Origin of the sequence: Burkholderia sp. FERM BP-3421, from assembly GCF_028657905.1 — a bacterium.
Taxonomy (GTDB): domain Bacteria; phylum Pseudomonadota; class Gammaproteobacteria; order Burkholderiales; family Burkholderiaceae; genus Burkholderia.
Genome location: NZ_CP117782.1, coordinates 1,479,663 through 1,498,054 on the forward strand (window position 1 = coordinate 1,479,663; position 18,392 = coordinate 1,498,054).

General features: G+C 65.3%; 19 protein-coding genes, 1 tRNA gene and 1 riboswitch. Of the genes, 8 read left to right on the top strand and 12 right to left on the bottom strand.

Annotated elements, in window-relative coordinates; genetic code table 11:
- Window positions 1-236 precede the first annotated feature (236 nt).
- Entirely contained in the window at window positions 237-638 is a 402-nt protein-coding gene (locus Bsp3421_RS22570; protein WP_274003592.1) for a transposase, read from the top strand.
- A gap of 587 nt (window positions 639-1,225) precedes the next feature.
- On the opposite strand, the gene Bsp3421_RS22575 is transcribed toward Bsp3421_RS22570, so the two are convergent.
- Window positions 1,226-1,543: a hypothetical protein gene (locus Bsp3421_RS22575; RefSeq protein WP_274003594.1), complete on the bottom strand. Its 318-nt coding sequence runs from the start codon at window positions 1,541-1,543 to the stop codon at window positions 1,226-1,228.
- A 205-nt stretch (window positions 1,544-1,748) separates the two neighbouring features.
- On the opposite strand from Bsp3421_RS22575, the gene Bsp3421_RS22580 reads away from it, so the two are divergent.
- From Bsp3421_RS22580 to Bsp3421_RS22590, 3 genes are all read left to right on the top strand, one after another.
- A complete protein-coding gene (locus Bsp3421_RS22580) occupies window positions 1,749-2,465 on the top strand; it encodes a YdcF family protein (RefSeq protein ID WP_274003596.1) in 717 nt (238 codons plus the stop codon).
- Between the two features lie 236 nt (window positions 2,466-2,701).
- Window positions 2,702-2,962, top strand: a complete 261-nt coding sequence (locus tag Bsp3421_RS22585; protein ID WP_274003598.1) for a hypothetical protein — start codon at window positions 2,702-2,704, stop codon at window positions 2,960-2,962.
- 142 nt (window positions 2,963-3,104) lie between these two features.
- The gene (locus tag Bsp3421_RS22590; RefSeq protein ID WP_274003601.1) at window positions 3,105-3,362 is read left to right on the top strand and encodes a DNA-binding protein; all 258 of its coding nucleotides are present in this window, start codon (window positions 3,105-3,107) and stop codon (window positions 3,360-3,362) included.
- Window positions 3,363-3,407: 45 nt separating this feature from the next.
- On the opposite strand, the gene Bsp3421_RS22595 is transcribed toward Bsp3421_RS22590, so the two are convergent.
- Both Bsp3421_RS22595 and bamC read right to left on the bottom strand, forming a co-directional pair.
- Window positions 3,408-3,698: a putative quinol monooxygenase gene (locus Bsp3421_RS22595; RefSeq protein WP_274003603.1), complete on the bottom strand. Its 291-nt coding sequence runs from the start codon at window positions 3,696-3,698 to the stop codon at window positions 3,408-3,410.
- Window positions 3,699-4,278: 580 nt separating this feature from the next.
- Entirely contained in the window at window positions 4,279-5,505 is a 1,227-nt protein-coding gene (bamC, locus tag Bsp3421_RS22600) for an outer membrane protein assembly factor BamC (RefSeq protein ID WP_274003604.1), read from the bottom strand.
- Between the two features lie 356 nt (window positions 5,506-5,861).
- Between bamC and Bsp3421_RS22605 the strand changes: the two genes are divergently transcribed.
- Together Bsp3421_RS22605 and Bsp3421_RS22610 are read left to right on the top strand one after the other, a co-directional pair.
- Entirely contained in the window at window positions 5,862-6,311 is a 450-nt protein-coding gene (locus Bsp3421_RS22605) for a DUF2844 domain-containing protein (RefSeq protein ID WP_274003606.1), read from the top strand.
- A gap of 10 nt (window positions 6,312-6,321) precedes the next feature.
- A complete protein-coding gene (locus Bsp3421_RS22610; RefSeq protein WP_274003607.1) occupies window positions 6,322-7,542 on the top strand; it encodes a DUF3443 domain-containing protein in 1,221 nt (406 codons plus the stop codon).
- A 249-nt stretch (window positions 7,543-7,791) separates the two neighbouring features.
- Here Bsp3421_RS22610 and Bsp3421_RS22615 read toward each other — a convergent pair.
- Window positions 7,792-7,868: transfer RNA gene (locus Bsp3421_RS22615), tRNA-Pro, on the bottom strand.
- Window positions 7,869-8,092: 224 nt separating this feature from the next.
- A riboswitch (yybP-ykoY riboswitch) is annotated at window positions 8,093-8,224 on the top strand.
- A gap of 122 nt (window positions 8,225-8,346) precedes the next feature.
- Between Bsp3421_RS22615 and Bsp3421_RS22620 the strand changes: the two genes are divergently transcribed.
- The gene (locus Bsp3421_RS22620) at window positions 8,347-9,360 is read left to right on the top strand and encodes a sodium:calcium antiporter (protein WP_274003609.1); all 1,014 of its coding nucleotides are present in this window, start codon (window positions 8,347-8,349) and stop codon (window positions 9,358-9,360) included.
- 106 nt (window positions 9,361-9,466) lie between these two features.
- Here Bsp3421_RS22620 and Bsp3421_RS22625 read toward each other — a convergent pair whose 3' ends face one another.
- On the bottom strand, window positions 9,467-9,796 hold the full coding sequence (locus Bsp3421_RS22625; protein WP_274003611.1) for a hypothetical protein: 330 nt from the start codon (window positions 9,794-9,796) through the stop codon (window positions 9,467-9,469).
- Between the two features lie 333 nt (window positions 9,797-10,129).
- Here Bsp3421_RS22625 and Bsp3421_RS22630 point away from each other — a divergent pair, with 333 nt between their 5' ends.
- On the top strand, window positions 10,130-12,352 hold the full coding sequence (locus Bsp3421_RS22630; RefSeq protein WP_443111578.1) for a hypothetical protein: 2,223 nt from the start codon (window positions 10,130-10,132) through the stop codon (window positions 12,350-12,352).
- 81 nt (window positions 12,353-12,433) lie between these two features.
- Here the strand turns inward: Bsp3421_RS22630 and Bsp3421_RS22635 are convergent, their stop codons facing one another.
- The 7 genes from Bsp3421_RS22635 to infC form a co-directional block, all read right to left on the bottom strand.
- Entirely contained in the window at window positions 12,434-12,862 is a 429-nt protein-coding gene (locus tag Bsp3421_RS22635; protein WP_274003613.1) for a MerR family transcriptional regulator, read from the bottom strand.
- Between the two features lie 58 nt (window positions 12,863-12,920).
- Window positions 12,921-13,322 (bottom strand): integration host factor subunit alpha, encoded by a 402-nt coding sequence (locus Bsp3421_RS22640; RefSeq protein WP_274003615.1) that lies wholly within the window; start codon window positions 13,320-13,322, stop codon window positions 12,921-12,923.
- 71 nt (window positions 13,323-13,393) lie between these two features.
- Complete coding sequence (gene pheT, locus Bsp3421_RS22645; protein WP_274003616.1) at window positions 13,394-15,826, bottom strand: phenylalanine--tRNA ligase subunit beta; 2,433 nt, start codon at window positions 15,824-15,826, stop codon at window positions 13,394-13,396.
- A gap of 84 nt (window positions 15,827-15,910) precedes the next feature.
- A complete protein-coding gene (pheS, locus tag Bsp3421_RS22650; protein WP_274003618.1) occupies window positions 15,911-16,924 on the bottom strand; it encodes a phenylalanine--tRNA ligase subunit alpha in 1,014 nt (337 codons plus the stop codon).
- 147 nt (window positions 16,925-17,071) lie between these two features.
- Window positions 17,072-17,431, bottom strand: coding sequence for a 50S ribosomal protein L20 (gene rplT / locus Bsp3421_RS22655; RefSeq protein WP_004192938.1), 360 nt, complete (start codon window positions 17,429-17,431; stop codon window positions 17,072-17,074).
- A gap of 29 nt (window positions 17,432-17,460) precedes the next feature.
- Window positions 17,461-17,658, bottom strand: a complete 198-nt coding sequence (rpmI, locus tag Bsp3421_RS22660; RefSeq protein WP_004191477.1) for a 50S ribosomal protein L35 — start codon at window positions 17,656-17,658, stop codon at window positions 17,461-17,463.
- 192 nt (window positions 17,659-17,850) lie between these two features.
- Window positions 17,851-18,375: a translation initiation factor IF-3 gene (gene infC / locus Bsp3421_RS22665; RefSeq protein WP_274004321.1), complete on the bottom strand. Its 525-nt coding sequence runs from the start codon at window positions 18,373-18,375 to the stop codon at window positions 17,851-17,853.
- Window positions 18,376-18,392: the final 17 nt, after the last annotated feature.

Here is an 18,392-nt window from a genome sequence, read left to right on the forward strand (position 1 = left end):
GCGTCTTATACGCCCCTAGCTGACATAGCAGTCGGCCCGCTGCCAAGCGGCTTTTGAGGTAGTGGTCACAGACGTGGCACGCTTCGTGCATTAGCTGGCGTACAGGGTCGCGGGCATCGTGCGGCAATCGCTGCGCGACGCGCTCGGCACCCCCACCCGGCACCCGCCATCCCGGGTGCTTGAAGAGTGCGCGGCGCAGGGCAGCGCACCGGAGTTAGCTTCGCTGAGGTGAGGACATGATGCTGTTCGACGATTTGAGAGATAACGAATGGGCGCTGGTCGAGGGACTGTTCTGCTCGGAGCCTGCACGCAATGAGCGTCGTGGCCGTCCGCGCGTGGAAGCACGCTCGGTGGTGAACGCCGTTCTGTGGGTGCTGTCGACGGGCGAAGGCTGGTCGAAGCTGCCCGGCCGCTATCCGTCGCCGCCGACCTGCCGTCGACGCTTCGACGAATGGCAGGCCGACGGCACGCTCGCCGAGGTCGTCAAGCGCCTCGGAACGGGCGGGCGACAGATCTCGCTGCGCGGGCGCATCGGCGCAAGCGCGGTCAAGCCACCCGCGCCGCCGAGCCGCGACCGGCTGCGCGGCGCGTTCTGGACCAATCCGGAATCCTGGCGCGCCCCCGTCAAGATGGCCTGACTCCCGACTGGGCGGCATCACAGCCGCCCAGTTTCATTTCCGGGCCGTACACGCCTCGCCCGTCGCCGGGCGATACATCTCTTTACCATTGCTTACAGCGCCGGACCGTGCGCGCATCTACCTTAACCGGTATATGCAGACAGGCTGCGTCGATGGTCTGAAGGGAGCCCGGCGATGAAATCCATGTCATGGCGCGTGCTATGCGGCATTGTCGTGTTCGCTGCGCTTGCGTCATCCGTCCAGGGCGAACCGCATCGCTCGAAGCCGACCCACCCCGCGCACGAAGCCTCCGCCCAGGCGCCTGGCGCCCAATCGGCTCCGGGCAAGACCGGCGTACCGCGCGGCGACTTGCGCGGCGACATCGCCAGCAACGCACGCACGCACGGCGACCCGCCCCGCGCACCCAGCGGGAATCGCCCACCCAAGCCCTGAGATTTGCTGAAAATCGGAGCGCGCCCGGGAACTGCCAGGCGCGTGCCAGGTCACATCCTTGCCATGAGCACAGCGTGGCAGCAGCAATGTACCCGGTACCGCCCGTATCCTTGCGATACGGGCTTTTTTTGCGCGCGCGTGATACGCGCCCGAACCTAGAGGCGGCTCTCGAGAATCGAGACCGCGCTTGCGTCGCTCAGTACATAGTCGTTCATCCGGCGATCCACCCAATCCGATCCTTTCTCATCCCGCTCCAAGCGGGCGAACTCCGCACGGCCGTTATCCGTGAGTACCGCGATATCGACCGGCGCGTGAAAACCAGGCGCAGGCGCGACGGTTTTCTGCCGGACCGTATCCATCAGTCCCAGCGTGCGCAGATATTCAAACACACCCGGGCGCCGTGCCCATGGCACCTGACGGTACTGCACTCGCCGGAGCGCGTCGAGCACCGCTTCGTTGGAATACGTGGCCATCTCGATTCTTTCTTAAAGTGCAGCGACCTAGCGGCGCAGCCTCGCCAGCCAGGATTTCCGCCCGCCGACGCCGCACCGCAGCTAAAAAGGGGTCCTTATAATCCCCTCTGCTCACCCTTCATCCGTCTCTCAGCCCAGGCCGCGCCTTGCACAACAAGGGACAGATCACGGATTGTCTCTAAAAAGATACCTTACCCCAATCAAATTGATTCTGTTCAATTCATTTACGCTTCTCTTCGTTGCATGCGTGCTGTGGCGCAAACATCGCACGGCAATCGCCGCCGCAAGCCTCATGCTGCTCTGGCTGCTCGCGTCGGGATGGCTCACCACGCCCCTGCTCGAATGGACGGAAGCCGGCGTACGCCCGGTCGAGCAGCCCATCATGACAGGCGATACCGCCCTGATCCTAATCGGCGGCGGCACCCGGCGGCATCACGGCATCGCCACGACGCCACCGGACGGGCTCGCCCGCATCGTCAGGATCGCCGAGCTGTACGCGTCCTGCAAAAAGCGCGCGAATCGCTGCACGGTGATTCTGTCCGGCGGCGATCCACAGCATCATGGTGCCACCGAAGCCGCCACCTATGCGCGCGATCTGCTCGCGCGCGGTGTCGATCCGGCCGACGTACTGCTCGAGGACCAAAGCCGCACCACCTACGAAAACGCCAAGTTCACGACTTCTATACTACGCTCCCGGCATGACGATGCCGTGGTTCTCGTCACATCGGCCTATCAGATGCGTCGCGCGCTGCTCGACTTCGCGCATTTCGGCATCACGCCCCAACCGGTCTACGCCAACCGCCGCGTCGCGCGGACAGGCTGGCTGCCGCGCCCGGGCAACTTGGTCGATGCCGAACTCGCGCTGCACGAACTGCTCGGCATCGCGCAATTTCATCTCTACCGCACGCTCGGCTGGTTCTGAATGCATCCCCCCTTGCCCATCGTCCGCACTCCCAAGCTTTGACGACGCGCAACCAACCGCGCACATGGCGCCGCAATGAATGCTCGCGCACTGTTGCGCCCGTTCAACGCAGACGCCCGGGCACCGCCAATCGAATGCATTGATCCGTCACTTTTGCTAAACTCGGCTCACTCGATTGCAGTCGCCAGACAAATCGGCAACACTCGGGTCCATCACCACTTAGCGGAGGTAGAGCAATGAAGAAAATGTCCCTGGCTATCCTGGTTTCGATGTCGGCTCTGGCTGGCGCGGCCTATGCTCAAGAAAGCACGACGATCACGACGATCACCGATCCCGCCAAGATCGCCGAAATCGAGCAACGCGCACAGGCCATCCAACAGCAGCAGGAAGCCGAGCGCGCTGCTGCCGAAGCCAAGCCGATGCACGAGCATCACATGAAGAAGGGGCACAAGCCCGCCAAGAAGACCAAGGCGAAGGCCGACGCAGCCAGCCAGTAAGCCGCTTCGCTCACCGGCGAAAAAGCCGAATCCGGGTCGCCGGGTTCGGCTTTTTCGTTGATGGGGCGGCTTCGCCGCGCAGTGTGCTAAAGTCGCGCACCCAACTTTTCCAACCCGTGCGCACCCCGGTGCGGAGGACAGAATGAGCAACATCCAACTCGATATCGAATGGACCGAGGCCGCAACGCGCAAGATCAAGCAAGTGATGCCGCGCGCCTCCGAAGACGCATTCCTCGCGCTGCCGCCGATCGAATGCCTGCCGATGGAGGGCGACGTCCTGTTCCTCGGCCCGCAGGGCAAGCAGCAACCGTTCATCGTCGCGGAACGGCAGTATCACCACGACGGCGACGCCGACTGGACCATCATCCTGATCCTCGACGTCCCCGACACCTCGCACTGACCTCGCGCGCCGCGGACGCTTGCGCCTCCGCGGCACCCACCCGCATCAGGCGAGCTTCGTGGTCACATGAATATCCGCATGCTCGATCCAGTCCTCGGCGGCCTGCTTGTAGGCCTGGATATGCGCCGACGTCCGATGGGCAGTCAGCGCGGACTCGCTTTCCCATCGTTCGATAAACACGAAACGACGCGGATCGCCGAGGTCGCGGTGCAGGTCGTACTGCAGCGCACCCGGCTCCTGCCGGGTCGGCTCGACGATGCCTTCCAGCTGCGCCTGCAGCCGCGCTTCCGCGCCCGACTTCGCGACAATCAACGCCACCACGACAACCTCGGCCATATCTGACTCCTGCCTCAAGAATGGAGCCCCCAGCATACGCGAATCCGCCGGCACCGGTATTGAGGCACGCCGCCTCGGACAACCGACGTAAAGCAACCGACAAAAAAATAGCCCGCGCTTCACGGGAAGCGCGGGCGAAACCGTCGCCCTACGAGGATAGGCGACGGGGCCACCGAGGTCCGCCAAGGCGCGGACCATCATCGGTGTGGGCAGCCGGCACACGGCGGCGCCCGAATCTGGATACCGGTCTCGATACGCCCCCGGGACACGGCCCCGAGGTATCGTCCGGCTCCCCCCTGATAACTCTTGACATGAAGTATTAGCAGTTTCCATGCCAATCAAAAATCAATCATAAGCATTTGATTTTTATAGATTATTCTTCTTTCAAAAACACTGCCCCATGCCCCCGGCCGATCCGTAACGCGCAGACGTTACGTAACACCGCCGGACAGGGTACGTACGACCTGCGCCCATATTCGACTGGGCGCGCGCCACACGACAGGCAATAAAAAAGCCCGCCGGATGGCGGGCTTGGCGCAGTCCGGCCGCGATGTTCGCGGCTCGACGCGTCGTGCGATGTTCAACGCATCTGATTCACGAGCAGCGACATGATCTGGCGAGCAGGCGGCGAGGTATCGACCGCGCCCTTGTCGTCGACGATCGCAATCCGGGTCTGGTCCTGGGTCAGCGCCTTCACGTTGATCTGGTATTGCTGCGCCTTCTTTTCCTTCTTGCCGTGGAACAGCTGGCTCCAGAAGCCCTGCTCCTCCGCGCTCAGATCCTTGGGATCAACGTAGCGAACGTAGTACAGCCCCTTGGTGCGATCGCGGTCATCGACCGTGAAGTTGGCGCGATCGAGCGCGAGGCCCACGCGCAGCCACGAACGATCATACGGCTCGCTGAGCGTGAGCTCGGGCGGCGCATCCGGCACCACGCCCGCCGAATCGTTCGGCCCCTGCGCCGACGACGCCGACGAACGCGCGACATTCTGCGCAGCAATCGCCGCCGCCGCATCCTTGCCCTTCCCGCCCGACGCCGCCTTCGCACCGCTGGCCGGCAGCTGGTCATCGCCCGCGATCGGCGTACCGCCCGCCTGCACGCGCGCGTCGTTCTGCGCAAGCACTGCCATCAGGCGCTTCAGGTACTCGGTCTCGAGGCCCGGATCGTTCGGCTTCGGCTCCCACTTGCTCGAATCGTTGTTCGGACCGACCAGCGCCTCGCGCATCCCCTTCTGACTCACGAACACGTAGGTGCCGCCGTTCGGCGCGGTATCGAGGCGCGTCCGGTACTTGTTGCGCTCGGCGGTGACGTAGGAATTGCCCATCGCCTTCGAAATCACGCCGCGGATCAGGCCGTCGTTGACCTGCGGATGGGTTTCGTTCCAGTCGGTCTCCATCACGCCGCGATCACGCTGGTCGACCACCAGCAGAAAACCCTGCTCCTGCCAGAAACGGCGCACCTGCGGCCAGATCTGCGCGGGGGTCTTGTTGTCGATCACGAGCCAGCTCTCGGTGCCCTCGCGCTGGATGTGCATGCCCGTAACGGCGGGCGCCACGGTATCGCTCGGTGGCGCCTCCTGGCGCACCTGCTGCAGCGTGGAGAGGGATGTCGCGCCGCCCAGCGGCGGCAGCGAACGCTGATCGGCCGTCTCGTCGAGCATGTTGGGCGGAACCGCAAGCGACACCTCCTTCGAACGGGAATCGCTCTTGTAGTCGACTTTCGTAGGCGACGGCGAACTGCACCCGGCCAGGAACGCGCCGGTTGCGAGCAGTGCTGCGAACCGCTGGGTAAGACGAAGATCAGTCATGTTCTGGGAATCCTTCCACTTAGGCACGGCGACTTTTCCGTGGATCAACCTTGCATTTTACCGGCCCGGCGACGGCCTGTGCAAAAAGCGCGCCGTCGAGATTCGCATATCGCGTCGACGCGGCAAAAAAAGCCGTCCAATAAGCTGATGAATTCGCACCGAACGCTCCACGGACGCGGCTCCGCGAGTATGCCCGCCCTCCGTTCACAAAACTTTACGATCCGCGCGGGGCAAGCTCCGCCAGCCTGCGCGCCGGGTCAGGGATAACGATCAGTGGGGTTCGCGCCGATTCCGGGCCCCGTTTCCCGATCGGCCCGCTATCTTTAAATAGCATCGGCCAGCAGGAGAATCGGATCATGAGATACGCCGCCGCGCTGTCCGTCGCAGCGCTCGCCTTCCTCGCGTCGCCGGCCGGCGCGCAACTCGGCGGCACGATGCCGGCCGCCGCGGCGCGCGCCTTCGCCGCCTCCGCGCCGGGCGTCATGCCGAACGGCGCCGTCGTCACGCGCAGTTGGGTTGATGCGGGCGGCACGACCATCAACGAATACGCGACGAGCGCCGGCCAGATCTTCGCCTACACGTGGAGCGGGCCGACCTCGCCCGATCTGCGCCAATTGCTCGGCGCGCATTTCTCCGACTACCAGAACGGCGCGGCGCTCGCGCGCGGGCAAGCCGGACTGCATGCGGGACGGGTCGCGCAATCGGGTTTCGTCGTCGAAGCGGGCGGCAGGATGCGCGGTTACACGGGACGCGCGTGGCTGCCGGACGCGCTGCCCGCCGGCGTGTCGATCGACGATCTGCACTGAGGAGACTGACATGATCGCGAAACGCGCACTCGCCGCCCTCTTCGCCGTCGTGCTGGGCGCATGCGGCGGCGGCGGCGGCGGTGGTGGTGGCGGCAGCGGCAGCAGCGGCGGCGGCGGCGGCGGTTCCGGCAATTCGAACCCGCCCTCGTCGAACACGCAGAATTCGCAGGCCGTGTCGGTCACGGCCGGCGTCGCCAATGTCAACAACATCCTGCTCACCAGCGTGACGATCTGCACGCCCGGCACCAGTCAATGCACGACCATCGACAACGTGCAGGTCGACACCGGCTCGCAAGGCTTGCGATTGCTCGCATCGACCATCCAGGGGCTGTCGCTGCCCGCCGTCACCTCGGCGAGCGGCGCGATCACCGCCGCGTGCGGCGTATTCGGCACCGGCTATACCTGGGGCGCGGTGCGCAGCGCCGACATCAAGCTCGCGGGCGAACTCGCGTCGAACCAGCCGATCCAGGTCATCGCCGACGCCAGCACGCCGAACACGCCGTCCGACTGCTCGCAAGCCGGCTCGTCGATGCAAACGCAGAGCACGCTGCGCGCCAACGGCATCCTCGGCATCGGCCTGTTCCAGACCGACTGCGGCAGTGCTTGCGCGACCAGCGCGCTGCCGAGCTGGTACTACACCTGCACGTCGAGCGGCAGTTGCACGAACAGCGCGCAGCCGATCGCCCAGCAGATCGCCAATCCCGTCAGCGCGTTCGCGACCGACAACAACGGCGTGGTCATCACGCTGCCGGCGATCCCCCCCACGGGGTCGCCAAGCGTCACCGGCTCGCTGATCTTCGGCATCGGCACGCAGTCGAACAACGCACTGGGCGCCGCGACCGTGCTCGCCGCGACGGCTTCGGCGGGCTATGTGACGAGTACGCTCAACGGCAAGACCAACAACAGCACCTTCATCGACAGCGGTTCGAACGGGCTGTTCTTCCAGGACACGTCCCTGTCCCAGTGCAGCGGCTGGTTCTGTCCGCCCACGACACAGACCTTCGGGATCAACCTGACCAGTGCGGGCGGCTCGGCGACGGCGACGACCTCGTTCTCGGTAGCCAATGCGCAATCGCTGTTCGCGACCGGCAACAATGCATTCAACGATCTCGCGGGACCGCTCGGCAACGTGGTCGACCTGGGCTTGCCGTTCTTCTTCGGACGGACCGTCTACACGGCGATCGAAGGCATGCAGACGCCCGCGGGCGCGGGACCGTATTACGCGTTCTAGCTGCTGTTGAAATACGCTGAGGATGGACGGATCGGGCGGGCCGATCCCGTGCGCGGATGCGGTGGGGAAACAGCGATGAGTCGGCTGTGGACGGGCGTCGACAGCGAAAGCGTTGCCGCTGCCGTTATCGCTATGCGTGTTCGCGTGCGGCATTGAGGCACGCGACCGACACCCCATAAACGGAAAGGCCTGGAAGACCGAACCAGTCAAGGAGAACCTTGACTGGCCAGCCTTCCAGGCCTTGATTCCTGGTCGGGGCGAGAGGATTTGAACCTCCGACCACCTGCACCCCATGCAGGTACGCTACCAGGCTGCGCTACGCCCCGAAAGAGGGAAAGTATATCAGACAGTTTGAGCGAATAAAACCATCCGATCGCAATTTCTCCACGAGACCGAAAGCGCGCGCGACACAGGCCGCCCGCTCGCTCGCCGCAGCAACACGGCCTCGCGCGAACGACGCGGCATACCCCAACATTCAACCGCCGCCCGACAGCGCACGAGGCGCATCGTCTTCCAAACACTTTACCTGCGAGCCCGTCGCCCCTACAATCGCCCCATCATTGGGGAGTAGCCTTCCTCCGCCCGGAGGAGAACGCGTCAACATACTTGGCCTCGGCCGTGGCGCGTTCGACCGACAAGGTTTGGCGAGACCATTGGCGCATCGCTTCGTCTTGGGTCGGACGGGAAGCCTGCGCCATGGTCCATCCACGTCCGACCTTGGAGTCCCCTGATGCGTCTGCTCAGTCCTTCGCCCCACGTCACGCCCCCGCGCCACATCCGCCCCGCCTCGCGTCGAGGTGCCGCATGATCGCCATGTTTCTCGAACTGCTGCTCATGCTCGCGATCATCCTGGTGGCCGCGGAGATCTTTACCAATGCACTCGAACATCTCGGCGAGCGCCTCAAGATTTCGGAAGGCGTCACGGGGTCGCTGTTCGCGGCAGTCGGCACGGCCCTGCCGGAAACCATGGTCCCGCTGCTGGCCCTGGCAGGCGGAACCGCCAACCCGACGCTGAACCAGGAAATCGGCGTAGGCGCGATTCTCGGCGCACCGCTGATGCTGGCCACCCTGACAACCTTCCTGATGACCTTGGCCGTGATCCGCTCGCGCGGCCTCGGCGGCTTCCTCACGCCCGAGCGCACCGGGTTCACGCGCGACCTGAACTACTTCCTCGCCGCATTCACGCTGGCCACGATCGCCATGTTCGTCCCGCATCGCGAATGGTACGCACGCGGCCTGCTGAGCCTCACGCTCGTCGGGCTCTACATCGCCTATGTCGTCACGACATTCCGCGCCTCGGACAAGCTCGTCGCGGGCGGCCACGGAACGGAGGCGCCCGCGGCCATGCTGCTCTCGCGCCTCGGCCTGCCGACCCATCTCGGCACTATCGCCGCCCAGTTGGCCATCGGCGTGGCGCTGCTCGTGGCGGGCGCGAAGGGATTCATCCACGGCGTCGAGGGCGTCTCGCATCTGCTTGGGGTCTCCCCGCTGCTGCTGTCGCTCATCATCATTCCCATCGCCACGGAATTGCCCGAGAAGGTGAACAGCGTGCTTTGGATCCGGCGCGGCAAGGACACGCTCGCCTTCGGCAACATCACGGGCGCCATGGTGTTCCAGGGCACCCTGCTGCCCGCGATCGGCATCCTGCTCACCCCCTGGGAGCCGCGCCCCGAAGTGCTCACCGGCGTTGTCGTCACCTTGCTGGCGGCCGCATGGCTGCGTCTCAATGCGCGTCGCCGCGGCCTCGCGCTCTGGGCCCTGCTCTTCAACGGCGTCGCCTACTTCGCGTATCTCCTGATCACGGCGACCCATCGATAACGGCGAATGCGCGAAGTCGCTCATCAGCCTGCGCCGCATTTCGCAAGCGATGTCGCGGCGGCGCGCATGACACGCGCGCCGCCGCGATCCGGCGAATGCAGCGCCGTCACTGCCCGATCTGCTTGCTGACCTGATTCTCCTGCTGATTCAGCGTGCGATCTTCCTGCCGCGTGATGTGCCCGTTGTCCTGATGCGCCATGTCGCGCTCTTCCTGGCGGACCTGGTGGTCGTCGCGATGCAGCTTCGCCGCTTCCGCGGGCGACATCTTGCCATCGCGCACCGATGCATGGATCCGCCGGTCCTGGTTCTGCAGCCTGTGATTGACTTCCGCGCGACGCGGATGATTCGCATCCCATTGGGTCTCGGCGGAGGCCGTCCCGATCGAGGCGGCGGAAAGGGCCGCCACGGCGGCAAACATATAGATGGACAAGCGCATGATCGTCTCCCGGTACGGTAGTCGGCGGCTCGATGCCGCCTGCCTATCTCAACGCGATAGGCCACGCCCCTGCCGACCCGCCATTTGTGAGTTGCGTAACCAGTTGTATCGCGGCCCGCCGACAACGCAGACTCGCCCCCCGCGACCTGTGCCGTTTGATCCGGGACGCCGATCCGCGCGGACCGCACGCGCCGTCGGACCCTGCTGCCCTGCACCACCGCACGCCGGTGTTTGGTGCCGACGCTCTACCGACGCCATGCGACACTGCGCGAAACCGGCGTCAACCGGTGCGCCGCCCCGACGGGCGTGCATTCCAACACATGGAGACAGACGATGCGGACACCGGCCCCGCGCGCCGATCGCGCACTCCCGTCACGCGCAGCGCGTTCATGGCGCGCGGCGCGCGATGCCGCTTCAGTTCCGGGCCGGCTGCTGCATGCGCTCGCGACCACGACGCTCGCGCTCGCGATGCTCGCCGCGGGCTGCGCCGAGTCGGCGTCGAACCCCGCCGCGTCGCCCACGCCGCCCGCGCTCGAACGCGCGAAGGCCGAGCGCCTCGCACACGAACAGCAACTGGCGCGCACGGTGCCGTCCCTCGCCTCGATCAAGCTCGCGCAACCGCGCCCGACGACCCTGCGCGACTCCGGACAGAACGGCGCGCTCACCTTCCTGCGCGACATCGATTTCCGGATCGTCGGCGACCTCGGCTTCTACGTGCACGAACTGTCGGCGACACTGACCCCGACCCACCCGGGCGCGCCGGTCGTGTTCGACGATCCGTCCAGTTTCGAGATCGACGTGCATCGCGGCATTGTCACGCTCGACGACGCCAAGCTGACCGCCCTGTTCGGCTCCTACATCTTCGGCTATCGCGACGCGCCGCTGCGCAAGCTGCGCGTATCGGCCGGCGACGGCGTGATTCATCTGCAGGGCGAAATGCGACGCGACAGTTGGGTGCCGTTCTCGCTGACCGGCAAGCTGACGATCCGCGACGCCACTCAACTCGTGTTCCATCCGACCGCGATCAACGTCTCGGGCATCGACGCGAATCCGGTCATGCGCGCGGCGAACGTCAGGATGTCGGATCTGCTGAAGATCGACACGCCGGTCGCACGGCTCGCGGGCGACGATCTCGTGATGGCGGTCGACCGGCTGATGCCGCCGCCACGCCAAAAGCTGACGATCGTCGCATTGCGCATCACGCCGGCGGGCCTCGATCTCGCGCTCGACGACGGCACGCAGGCCGGCTTCGCGATACCGGACGGCGCGCCGCATCAGGCAATGTATATCCGTGGCGGAGACGTGAAGTTCATGCGCTCGATGCCGATGAACGCAGACATCCTGATCAGCCCGGCGCGCGCGCCGCGCGCCGGCGAGCGCTTCGTGTTCGACCTGTACCACTATCGCGAACAGGTCGCGGCCGGCTACTTCAACTTCAACGCATCGGGCGCGATGTCGATCCGGATGCCGTCGTACGCCGCGCCCGCCGCCGCCACGGCGTTCGGTTCGCCCGCAGCGCGCCTCAACGATCGCTGGTTCGCCTCGCAGCAGGCCGACTTGCGCGAGGCGCGCGCACGCTGGGAAGCCGCGAGCGTCGTCCCCGCCGATGACATGTCGCAGCCCGGTTTCCGCAAGATCGCGATGCGCCGGGACGCCGGGGCGGCCTTCAACGAGCGTCACGTCTCGAATCGCATGCCGACGCTCCACCTGCGCAACGTCGATTTCTACCTGAGCGGCGAGATCGGCTTCCACGTCGACGAACTCGATGCGCAACTCGTGTCGAAGCGCGCCGGCGAGCCGGTCGATCTCGACGATCCCAACCAGTACGACATCCGGATTCTCGGCGGCTCGGTCGTCGCACCCTGGGCCGCGATGTCGGCGCTCTTCAACCAATACCTGCTCGACTACTCGCCCCGCTCGCTCAACGACCTGCAGCTGAGCGCGGACGGCGCCGACTTGCGCGTGCAGGGCGGCATCAAGCTGTGGAACCACGTGCCCGGCGTCTGGCTGCCGACCGACATGCAGGGCGCGCTGCGCGTGCTCGACGATCGCCACCTTGCCTTCACGCCGTCCCGCGTCTCGGTGCTGGGCGTGCCGCAAGCCGCGCTGCTGCGCGCGCTCGGCATCGAGCTTGCAACGCTCACGCCGCTCCGGCGGCGCGGCGCGGAACTGCGCGGCGACACGCTGGTGCTCGACCAGTACACGGTCTTCCCGCCGCCGGCGCTCGCCGGCCATCTCGCCGACGCGCGCATCGAGCCGGCCGGCCTGAGGCTGTCGTTCCAACGCGCACCCGCCCCGGCCGCGCCGCCCGCGCCGCCCGCGACGCGCCCCGACACCGATGCCCGCAGCTACATCTGGATGGAAGGTGGCGACATGAAGATGTTCAACGTGCTCGAACTGAACGTGCGCGCACTGATCCGCGACTCGTCGCAGCGCGGCCCGATGCGCTTCGACCTGTACGGCTACCGCGATCAGGTTTCGAAGGGCTCGGTGCGGATGGCGCCGGACGGCGCGCTGCTGGTCGATCTCGGCAAGCCGGATCCGCTCGGCCGCTGAGCCCAGACATGCAAAAACCCGCGCGATCCTGCGATCGGGCGGGTTTCGTGTGGGAGCAGGCCGAAACGCGGACGCGCCCGCCTAGCGCGATTTCAATCCGTCGATGACGGCCTGCAACGCCTGGCGCAGTTGCGCGACATCCACCGCGCCGCCCGCATCTTCTTGGGCCGTCGCCGAGACGGCCGCGCCTTCCGGCGCCTGCTCCTGCTCCCGCTCATCGCCGCCGACGATGCGTCCGCTGCCATGCGAATCGAGGCGATTGCGCGCGCCGTTGATCGTGAAGCCCTGTTCGTACAACAGGTCCCGGATGCGCCGGATCAACAGCACCTCGTGGTGCTGGTAATAACGGCGATTGCCGCGGCGCTTGACCGGCCGCAACTGCGTAAACTCCTGCTCCCAATAGCGCAGCACATGCGGCTTCACGCCGCACAGCTCGCTGACTTCACCGATCGTGAAGTAGCGCTTCGCCGGGATCGGAGGCAACACGACTTTCTCAACCGTCGATGTCATCGTCAGTCAACCGTCGGTAACACGCGCGGCAACCGCGCAAGGGCGTCAACCCGGGGGATCAGCGCGCGAAATCGGTCTCGGCGCCGCTCTCGACCAGCGCCTTCAGCTTCTGGCTGGCGTGGAACGTCACGACACGGCGCGCGGCAATCGGAATCGCCTCGCCCGTCTTCGGATTGCGACCGGGCCGCTGCGGCTTGTCGCGCAACTGGAAGTTGCCGAAGCCGGACAGCTTCACGCTTTCGCCGCTTTCGAGCGCGTCGCGGATCACCTCGAAGAACGCCTCGACCATGTCCTTCGCTTCGCGCTTGTTGAGCCCGACGCTGTCGAACAGCAATTCGGCCAGTTCGGCCTTGGTCAGCGTGGGCGCCTCGGAGGGCGTGGCCGCAGGAACGTCGCGCGCCATGGCGCTGCGTTGCGCGGTCAGGAGGGCTTCGAATTCACTCGAGTTCATGTCGTTCATATCTGCAAAACTAGCGCGTAAAACCGGGATAAAAACATGCGGAAAGCAACCGGAACGGTTGCTTTCGCGCGTCATCCGCGCAAACGCGCGCCATAGACTCGAGCCATGCGATCCACCAGGGTATGAATGGCCTGATCGACCACCTCATCCTGCAGAGTCCCGGCAGTATCTTGCAGGGTAACCCGGAACGCAAGGCTTTTCTCGTGGGCGGACAACCCACTGGAAGTATTTGATTTTGCACGAAATTCGTCAAAGAGTACAACCTTCTGAACGAACTTGCAGGCATCCTCGGCCAGCGCCTTCTTCATTTCGTCGAAGAGCGCCTGGACTTCCACCTTCTGATCGACCACCACGGCGATGTCGCGCCGCACCGGCGGGAACTTCGACACCTCCGTCGGCGCCGGCAGCGCGCGCGCGACGAGCGCGTCCGCGTCGACTTCGCACAGCACCGGCGCATGCGGCAGCTCGTACTTCTGCATCAGGCGCGGGTGCAGTTCGCCGATCCAGCCGACCGCGCGGCCGTCGAGCTCGATCCGTGCGCTGCGGCCCGGGTGCAGCGCCGGATGCTCCGCCTTCACGAAACGCGCGACGGCGGGCGCGAACAACGCCTCGAGGTCGCCCTTCACGTCGAAGTAGTCGACCGCGCGCGTCGCGGCGCCCCACTGCTCGTCGATCACCGGGCCGTACGCGAGCGCGCCGACCCGCTTCGGCTGCGCATACCCCGCGACCGCGAGTTCGCCCGCCGCGATCGACGCATCCGCCAGGAACACGCGGCCCGTCTCGAACACGCGCACGCGATCCGCGCGGCGGTTCAGGTTGTGGCGCAACACGTTGACGAGGCTGCCGAACAACGTCGTGCGCATCACCGACAGCTGGCTCGCGATCGGATTCAGCAGGCGCACCGGCCGGGCATTGCCGGCGAAGTCCTGCTCCCACTCCGCATCGACGAAGCTGAAGTTGACCGTTTCCGCGTAGTCGCGCGCGGCGAGCGCGTGACGGATCGCATGAATCGAGCGCCGGGTCTCGTCCGTGCCGCGCATTTCGCTGGCCGCGACGGGCGGGCGCGCCGGGATCTTCTCGAAACCGTAGATCCGCGCGACTTCCTCGATCAGGTCTTCCTCGATCTCGATGTCGAAGCGGTGCGGCGGCGGCGCGACCGAGAACACGTCGCCCGTGTGCTCGAACGACAGACCGAGTCGCGTGAAGATGGCGGCGATCTCATCCGCCGAGATCGCCACGCCGATGATGCGGTTCGCGCGCGACACGCGCATCGCCACCGGCGCACGCTGCGGCAGGTTGACCGCCTGATCGTCGACCGGGCCCGCCTCGCCGCCGCAGATCTCGAGGATCAGCTGCGTGATGCGTTCGATGTGCGCCACCGTGGTGGCGTAATCGACGCCGCGTTCGAAACGGTGCGCCGCATCGGTCGAGAAATTGTAGCGGCGCGCGCGGCCACGGATGCTGTCCGGCCACCAGAACGCCGCCTCGAGGTAGATGTTGGTCGTGTCGAGCGTCACGGCCGTGCTGTCGCCGCCCATGATACCGGCCAGGCTCTCGACCTGATGATCGTCGGCGATCACGCCGACCGTCTCGTCGAGTTCGACCGTGTTGCCGTTCAACAGCTTCAGCGATTCGCCGCGCTCGGCCCAGCGCACGACGATGCCGCCGTGGATCTTGTCGAGGTCGAACACGTGCGACGGACGGCCCAGCTCGAACATCACGTAGTTCGAGATGTCGACGAGCGCCGACACGCTGCGCTGCCCCGCGCGTTCGAGACGTTCGACCATCCATTGCGGCGTCTGCGCGCGCGCGTTCACGCCGCGGATCACCCGGCCGGAGAACCGGCCGCACAGGTCCGGCGCGGCGATCCGCACCGGCAGCGTCTCGGTCAGCGCGACGGGCGCGGGATGGATCTCGAGCGGCTTGAGCGGCGCGCCCGTGATCGCCGCGGTTTCGCGCGCGATGCCGAACACCGACAGGCAATCGGCCTTGTTCGGCGTGAGCTTGATTTCGAAGATCGTGTCGTCGAGATTCAGCGTCGCCCGGATGTCCTGGCCGATCGGCGTGTCGTCCGGCAGGATCAAGAGGCCGCTGTGATCCTCGGACAGCTTCAGTTCGCGCGCCGAGCACAGCATGCCCTGGCTCTCGACGCCGCGCAGCTTGGACAGCTTGATCGCGAACGGCTTGCCGCCTTCCTCGGCGGGCGGCAGCTCCGCGCCGACGAGCGCGACCGGCACCTTGATGCCGGGCGCGACGTTCGGCGCGCCGCACACGATGTTCAGGAGCGCGCCCGTGCCGGCGTCGACCTGGCAGACGTTGAGCTTGTCGGCATCCGGATGCTTGACGACCTCGCGCACCTGGCCGACGACGATCTTCGTGGTCGGCGGCGCGACCGGCCGCAGCGATTCGACTTCGAGTCCTGCCATCGTCAGCGTGTGCGACAGCTGATCGGTACTCAGCTGAGGATCGACAAAGGTTCTCAACCAGGATTCAGGGAATTGCATGGATGTCTACGTTCGAAACAGGTTAGATCGATGCCCGGCGCGCACGGCGCGACGCGGGCCCGGAGCATGCGGACGGGCGCGGCGTTATGCGAACTGGCGCAGGAAACGCAGGTCGTTCTCGAAGAACAGGCGCAGGTCCTGCACGCCGTAACGCAGCATCGTGAGCCGTTCGAGGCCGCTGCCGAACGCGAAGCCGATATAACGCTCCGGGTCGAGGCCCATGTTGCGGATCACCGTCGGGTGCACCTGCCCGGAGCCCGAGATCTCGAGCCACTTGCCGGCGTTCTTGCCGTGCTCGAACATCATGTCGATCTCGGCCGACGGTTCCGTGAACGGGAAATACGACGGGCGGAAACGCACGAGAATGTCGTCGCGTTCGAAGAATTTCTTCAGGAAATCGGTATAGACGCCCTTCAGGTCCGCGAAGCTCACGTTCTCCTCGATCCACAGGCCCTCGACCTGGTTGAACATCGGCGAATGCGTGGCGTCGCTGTCGACGCGGTATGTGCGGCCCGGCGCGATCACCTTGATCGGCGGCCGGTTCATGCGCGCGTAACGCACCTGCATCGGGCTCGTGTGGGTGCGCAGCAGCAGCGGGCGGCCGTCGGCGTCCTGGCCGTCGACGTAGAAGGTGTCCTGCATCGAGCGCGCCGGATGGTTCTCCGGGCTGTTCAATGCAGTGAAGTTGTACCAATCGGTCTCGATCTCGGGGCCATCCGCGACATCGAAGCCGATCGAGCGGAAAATCTGTTCGACGCGTTCCCAGGTGCGCATCACGGGGTGCAGGCTGCCCGCGCCCGCGCCGCGGCCGGGCAGCGTGACGTCGATCGCCTCCGCGGTGAGACGCTGGTTCAGCAGCGCATCGGCAAGCGCCTGGCGGCGCGCCGTCAGCGCGGCTTCCACCTGCTGCTTCACGACATTGATGCGCGCGCCTTCCGTCTTGCGGGTGTCGGGATCGAGCTTGCCGAGGCCCTTGAGCAATTCGGTCAGCGCACCCGACTTGCCGAGAAAGCGGGCTTTCTCGTTTTCGAGCGTGGTGATATCGGCAGCCTGCTCAAAGGACTGCTGCGCATCGGCGACAATCTGGTCCAGATCCATTGATCCCATTTTCCAACGTCAAGTGTTCACGGCGAGCGGACGGGCTCGACCAAACAAAAAAGGGGCTCGGAAGAGCCCCGTTTTCGCTGCAGCGGCCGTAACTACCGGATCATCGCTGCAACTGACCACGCAGTACTAATTTCGCAATTAGGCTGCAACGGCGGCTTTCACCTGCTTCACGATCGCAGCAAAAGCAGCCTTGTCGAACACCGCCATATCAGCCAGCACCTTGCGGTCGAGTTCGATCGACGCCTTCTTCAGGCCGTTGATGAACACGCTGTAGGTCATGTCGTGCTGACGCACGGCCGCATTGATACGCGTGATCCACAGTGCGCGGAACACACGCTTCTTGTTGCGGCGATCGCGGTACGCATACTGGCCTGCGCGCATCACCGCCTGCTTGGCGATGCGGTAGACGTTGTTGCGACGGCCGCGATAACCCTTGGCCAGGTTGATGATCTTCTTGTGGCGGGCCCGTGCGGTTACCCCACGTTTGACTCGAGGCATGTTTCTCTCCTATGAGTATCGGTTGAGGGTTAAGCGAACGGGAGCATCGCGCGGACGGAGTTCAGATCGGAATCATGAACTGCCGTGGCGCCGCGCAGGTGACGCTTGTTCTTCGTGGTTTTCTTGGTCAGGATGTGGCGCTTGAAGGCTTGACCGCGCTTGACGGTACCGCCCGGACGCACCACGAAGCGCTTTGCAGCGCTCTTCTTGGTCTTCATCTTAGGCATGACGAACAACTCCAGTTTATTAGATGGACATGGGTGTGCGGTTGGCTTGCGCCCTTGACCCGCCCTTCGAAACCCAGGCCCACTTGTGTACAGCGCACCGCTTGCGCGGCCGCTGTCGTATCGGGCGCGCCGCCCTGACCGGGCGACGCGCCGAACCACTCGACGAACCGGCGCGCGCAGCGCGCCGGTTCGTTACTTCTTCTTCTTCGGCGACAGCACCATGATCATCTGGCGCCCTTCCATCTTCGGCATCTGCTCGACCTGGCCGACTTCGTCGAGATCCGAGCGCAGACGCTCGAGCATCCGCATGCCGATTTCCTGGTGAGCCATTTCGCGGCCGCGGAAACGCAACGTGATCTTCGTCTTGTCGCCTTCTTCGAGGAAGCGCACCAGATTGCGAAGCTTGACGTTGTAATCGCCGTCATCGGTACCCGGGCGGAATTTCACTTCCTTCACCTGGATGACCTTCTGCTTCAGCTTCGCCTCGTGCTGCTTCTTGGCTTCCTGGTACTTGAACTTGCCGTAGTCCATCAAACGGCACACCGGCGGAACCGCCTGAGGCGCGATTTCCACCAGGTCAACGTCCAGCTCTTCCGATTTCCGGAAGGCCTCAGCGAGTTTTACGATCCCGATGGGCTCACCCTCGACCCCGACCAGACGCACCTCAGGCGCAGAAATTTCACCGTTGATGCGATGCGACGACTTATCAGTAGCGATGTTACGTTTCCTCTAAA

Excerpts from the sequence above, each read along its gene's own strand:
- Bsp3421_RS22570 (WP_274003592.1), top strand. The coding sequence starts at position 237 with ATGATGCTGTTCGACGATTTGAGAGATAACGAATGGGCGCTGGTCGAG.
- Bsp3421_RS22575 (WP_274003594.1), bottom strand. The coding sequence starts at position 1,543 with ATGGCCACGTATTCCAACGAAGCGGTGCTCGACGCGCTCCGGCGAGTG.
- Bsp3421_RS22585 (WP_274003598.1), top strand. The coding sequence starts at position 2,702 with ATGAAGAAAATGTCCCTGGCTATCCTGGTTTCGATGTCGGCTCTGGCT.
- Bsp3421_RS22590 (WP_274003601.1), top strand. The coding sequence starts at position 3,105 with ATGAGCAACATCCAACTCGATATCGAATGGACCGAGGCCGCAACGCGC.
- Bsp3421_RS22595 (WP_274003603.1), bottom strand. The coding sequence starts at position 3,698 with ATGGCCGAGGTTGTCGTGGTGGCGTTGATTGTCGCGAAGTCGGGCGCG.
- bamC (WP_274003604.1), bottom strand. The coding sequence starts at position 5,505 with ATGACTGATCTTCGTCTTACCCAGCGGTTCGCAGCACTGCTCGCAACC.
- Bsp3421_RS22605 (WP_274003606.1), top strand. The coding sequence starts at position 5,862 with ATGAGATACGCCGCCGCGCTGTCCGTCGCAGCGCTCGCCTTCCTCGCG.
- Bsp3421_RS22610 (WP_274003607.1), top strand. The coding sequence starts at position 6,322 with ATGATCGCGAAACGCGCACTCGCCGCCCTCTTCGCCGTCGTGCTGGGC.
- Bsp3421_RS22620 (WP_274003609.1), top strand. The coding sequence starts at position 8,347 with ATGATCGCCATGTTTCTCGAACTGCTGCTCATGCTCGCGATCATCCTG.
- Bsp3421_RS22625 (WP_274003611.1), bottom strand. The coding sequence starts at position 9,796 with ATGCGCTTGTCCATCTATATGTTTGCCGCCGTGGCGGCCCTTTCCGCC.
- Bsp3421_RS22630 (WP_443111578.1), top strand. The coding sequence starts at position 10,130 with ATGCGGACACCGGCCCCGCGCGCCGATCGCGCACTCCCGTCACGCGCA.
- Bsp3421_RS22635 (WP_274003613.1), bottom strand. The coding sequence starts at position 12,862 with ATGACATCGACGGTTGAGAAAGTCGTGTTGCCTCCGATCCCGGCGAAG.
- Bsp3421_RS22640 (WP_274003615.1), bottom strand. The coding sequence starts at position 13,322 with ATGAACGACATGAACTCGAGTGAATTCGAAGCCCTCCTGACCGCGCAA.
- pheT (WP_274003616.1), bottom strand. The coding sequence starts at position 15,826 with ATGCAATTCCCTGAATCCTGGTTGAGAACCTTTGTCGATCCTCAGCTG.
- pheS (WP_274003618.1), bottom strand. The coding sequence starts at position 16,924 with ATGGATCTGGACCAGATTGTCGCCGATGCGCAGCAGTCCTTTGAGCAG.
- rplT (WP_004192938.1), bottom strand. The coding sequence starts at position 17,431 with ATGCCTCGAGTCAAACGTGGGGTAACCGCACGGGCCCGCCACAAGAAG.
- rpmI (WP_004191477.1), bottom strand. The coding sequence starts at position 17,658 with ATGCCTAAGATGAAGACCAAGAAGAGCGCTGCAAAGCGCTTCGTGGTG.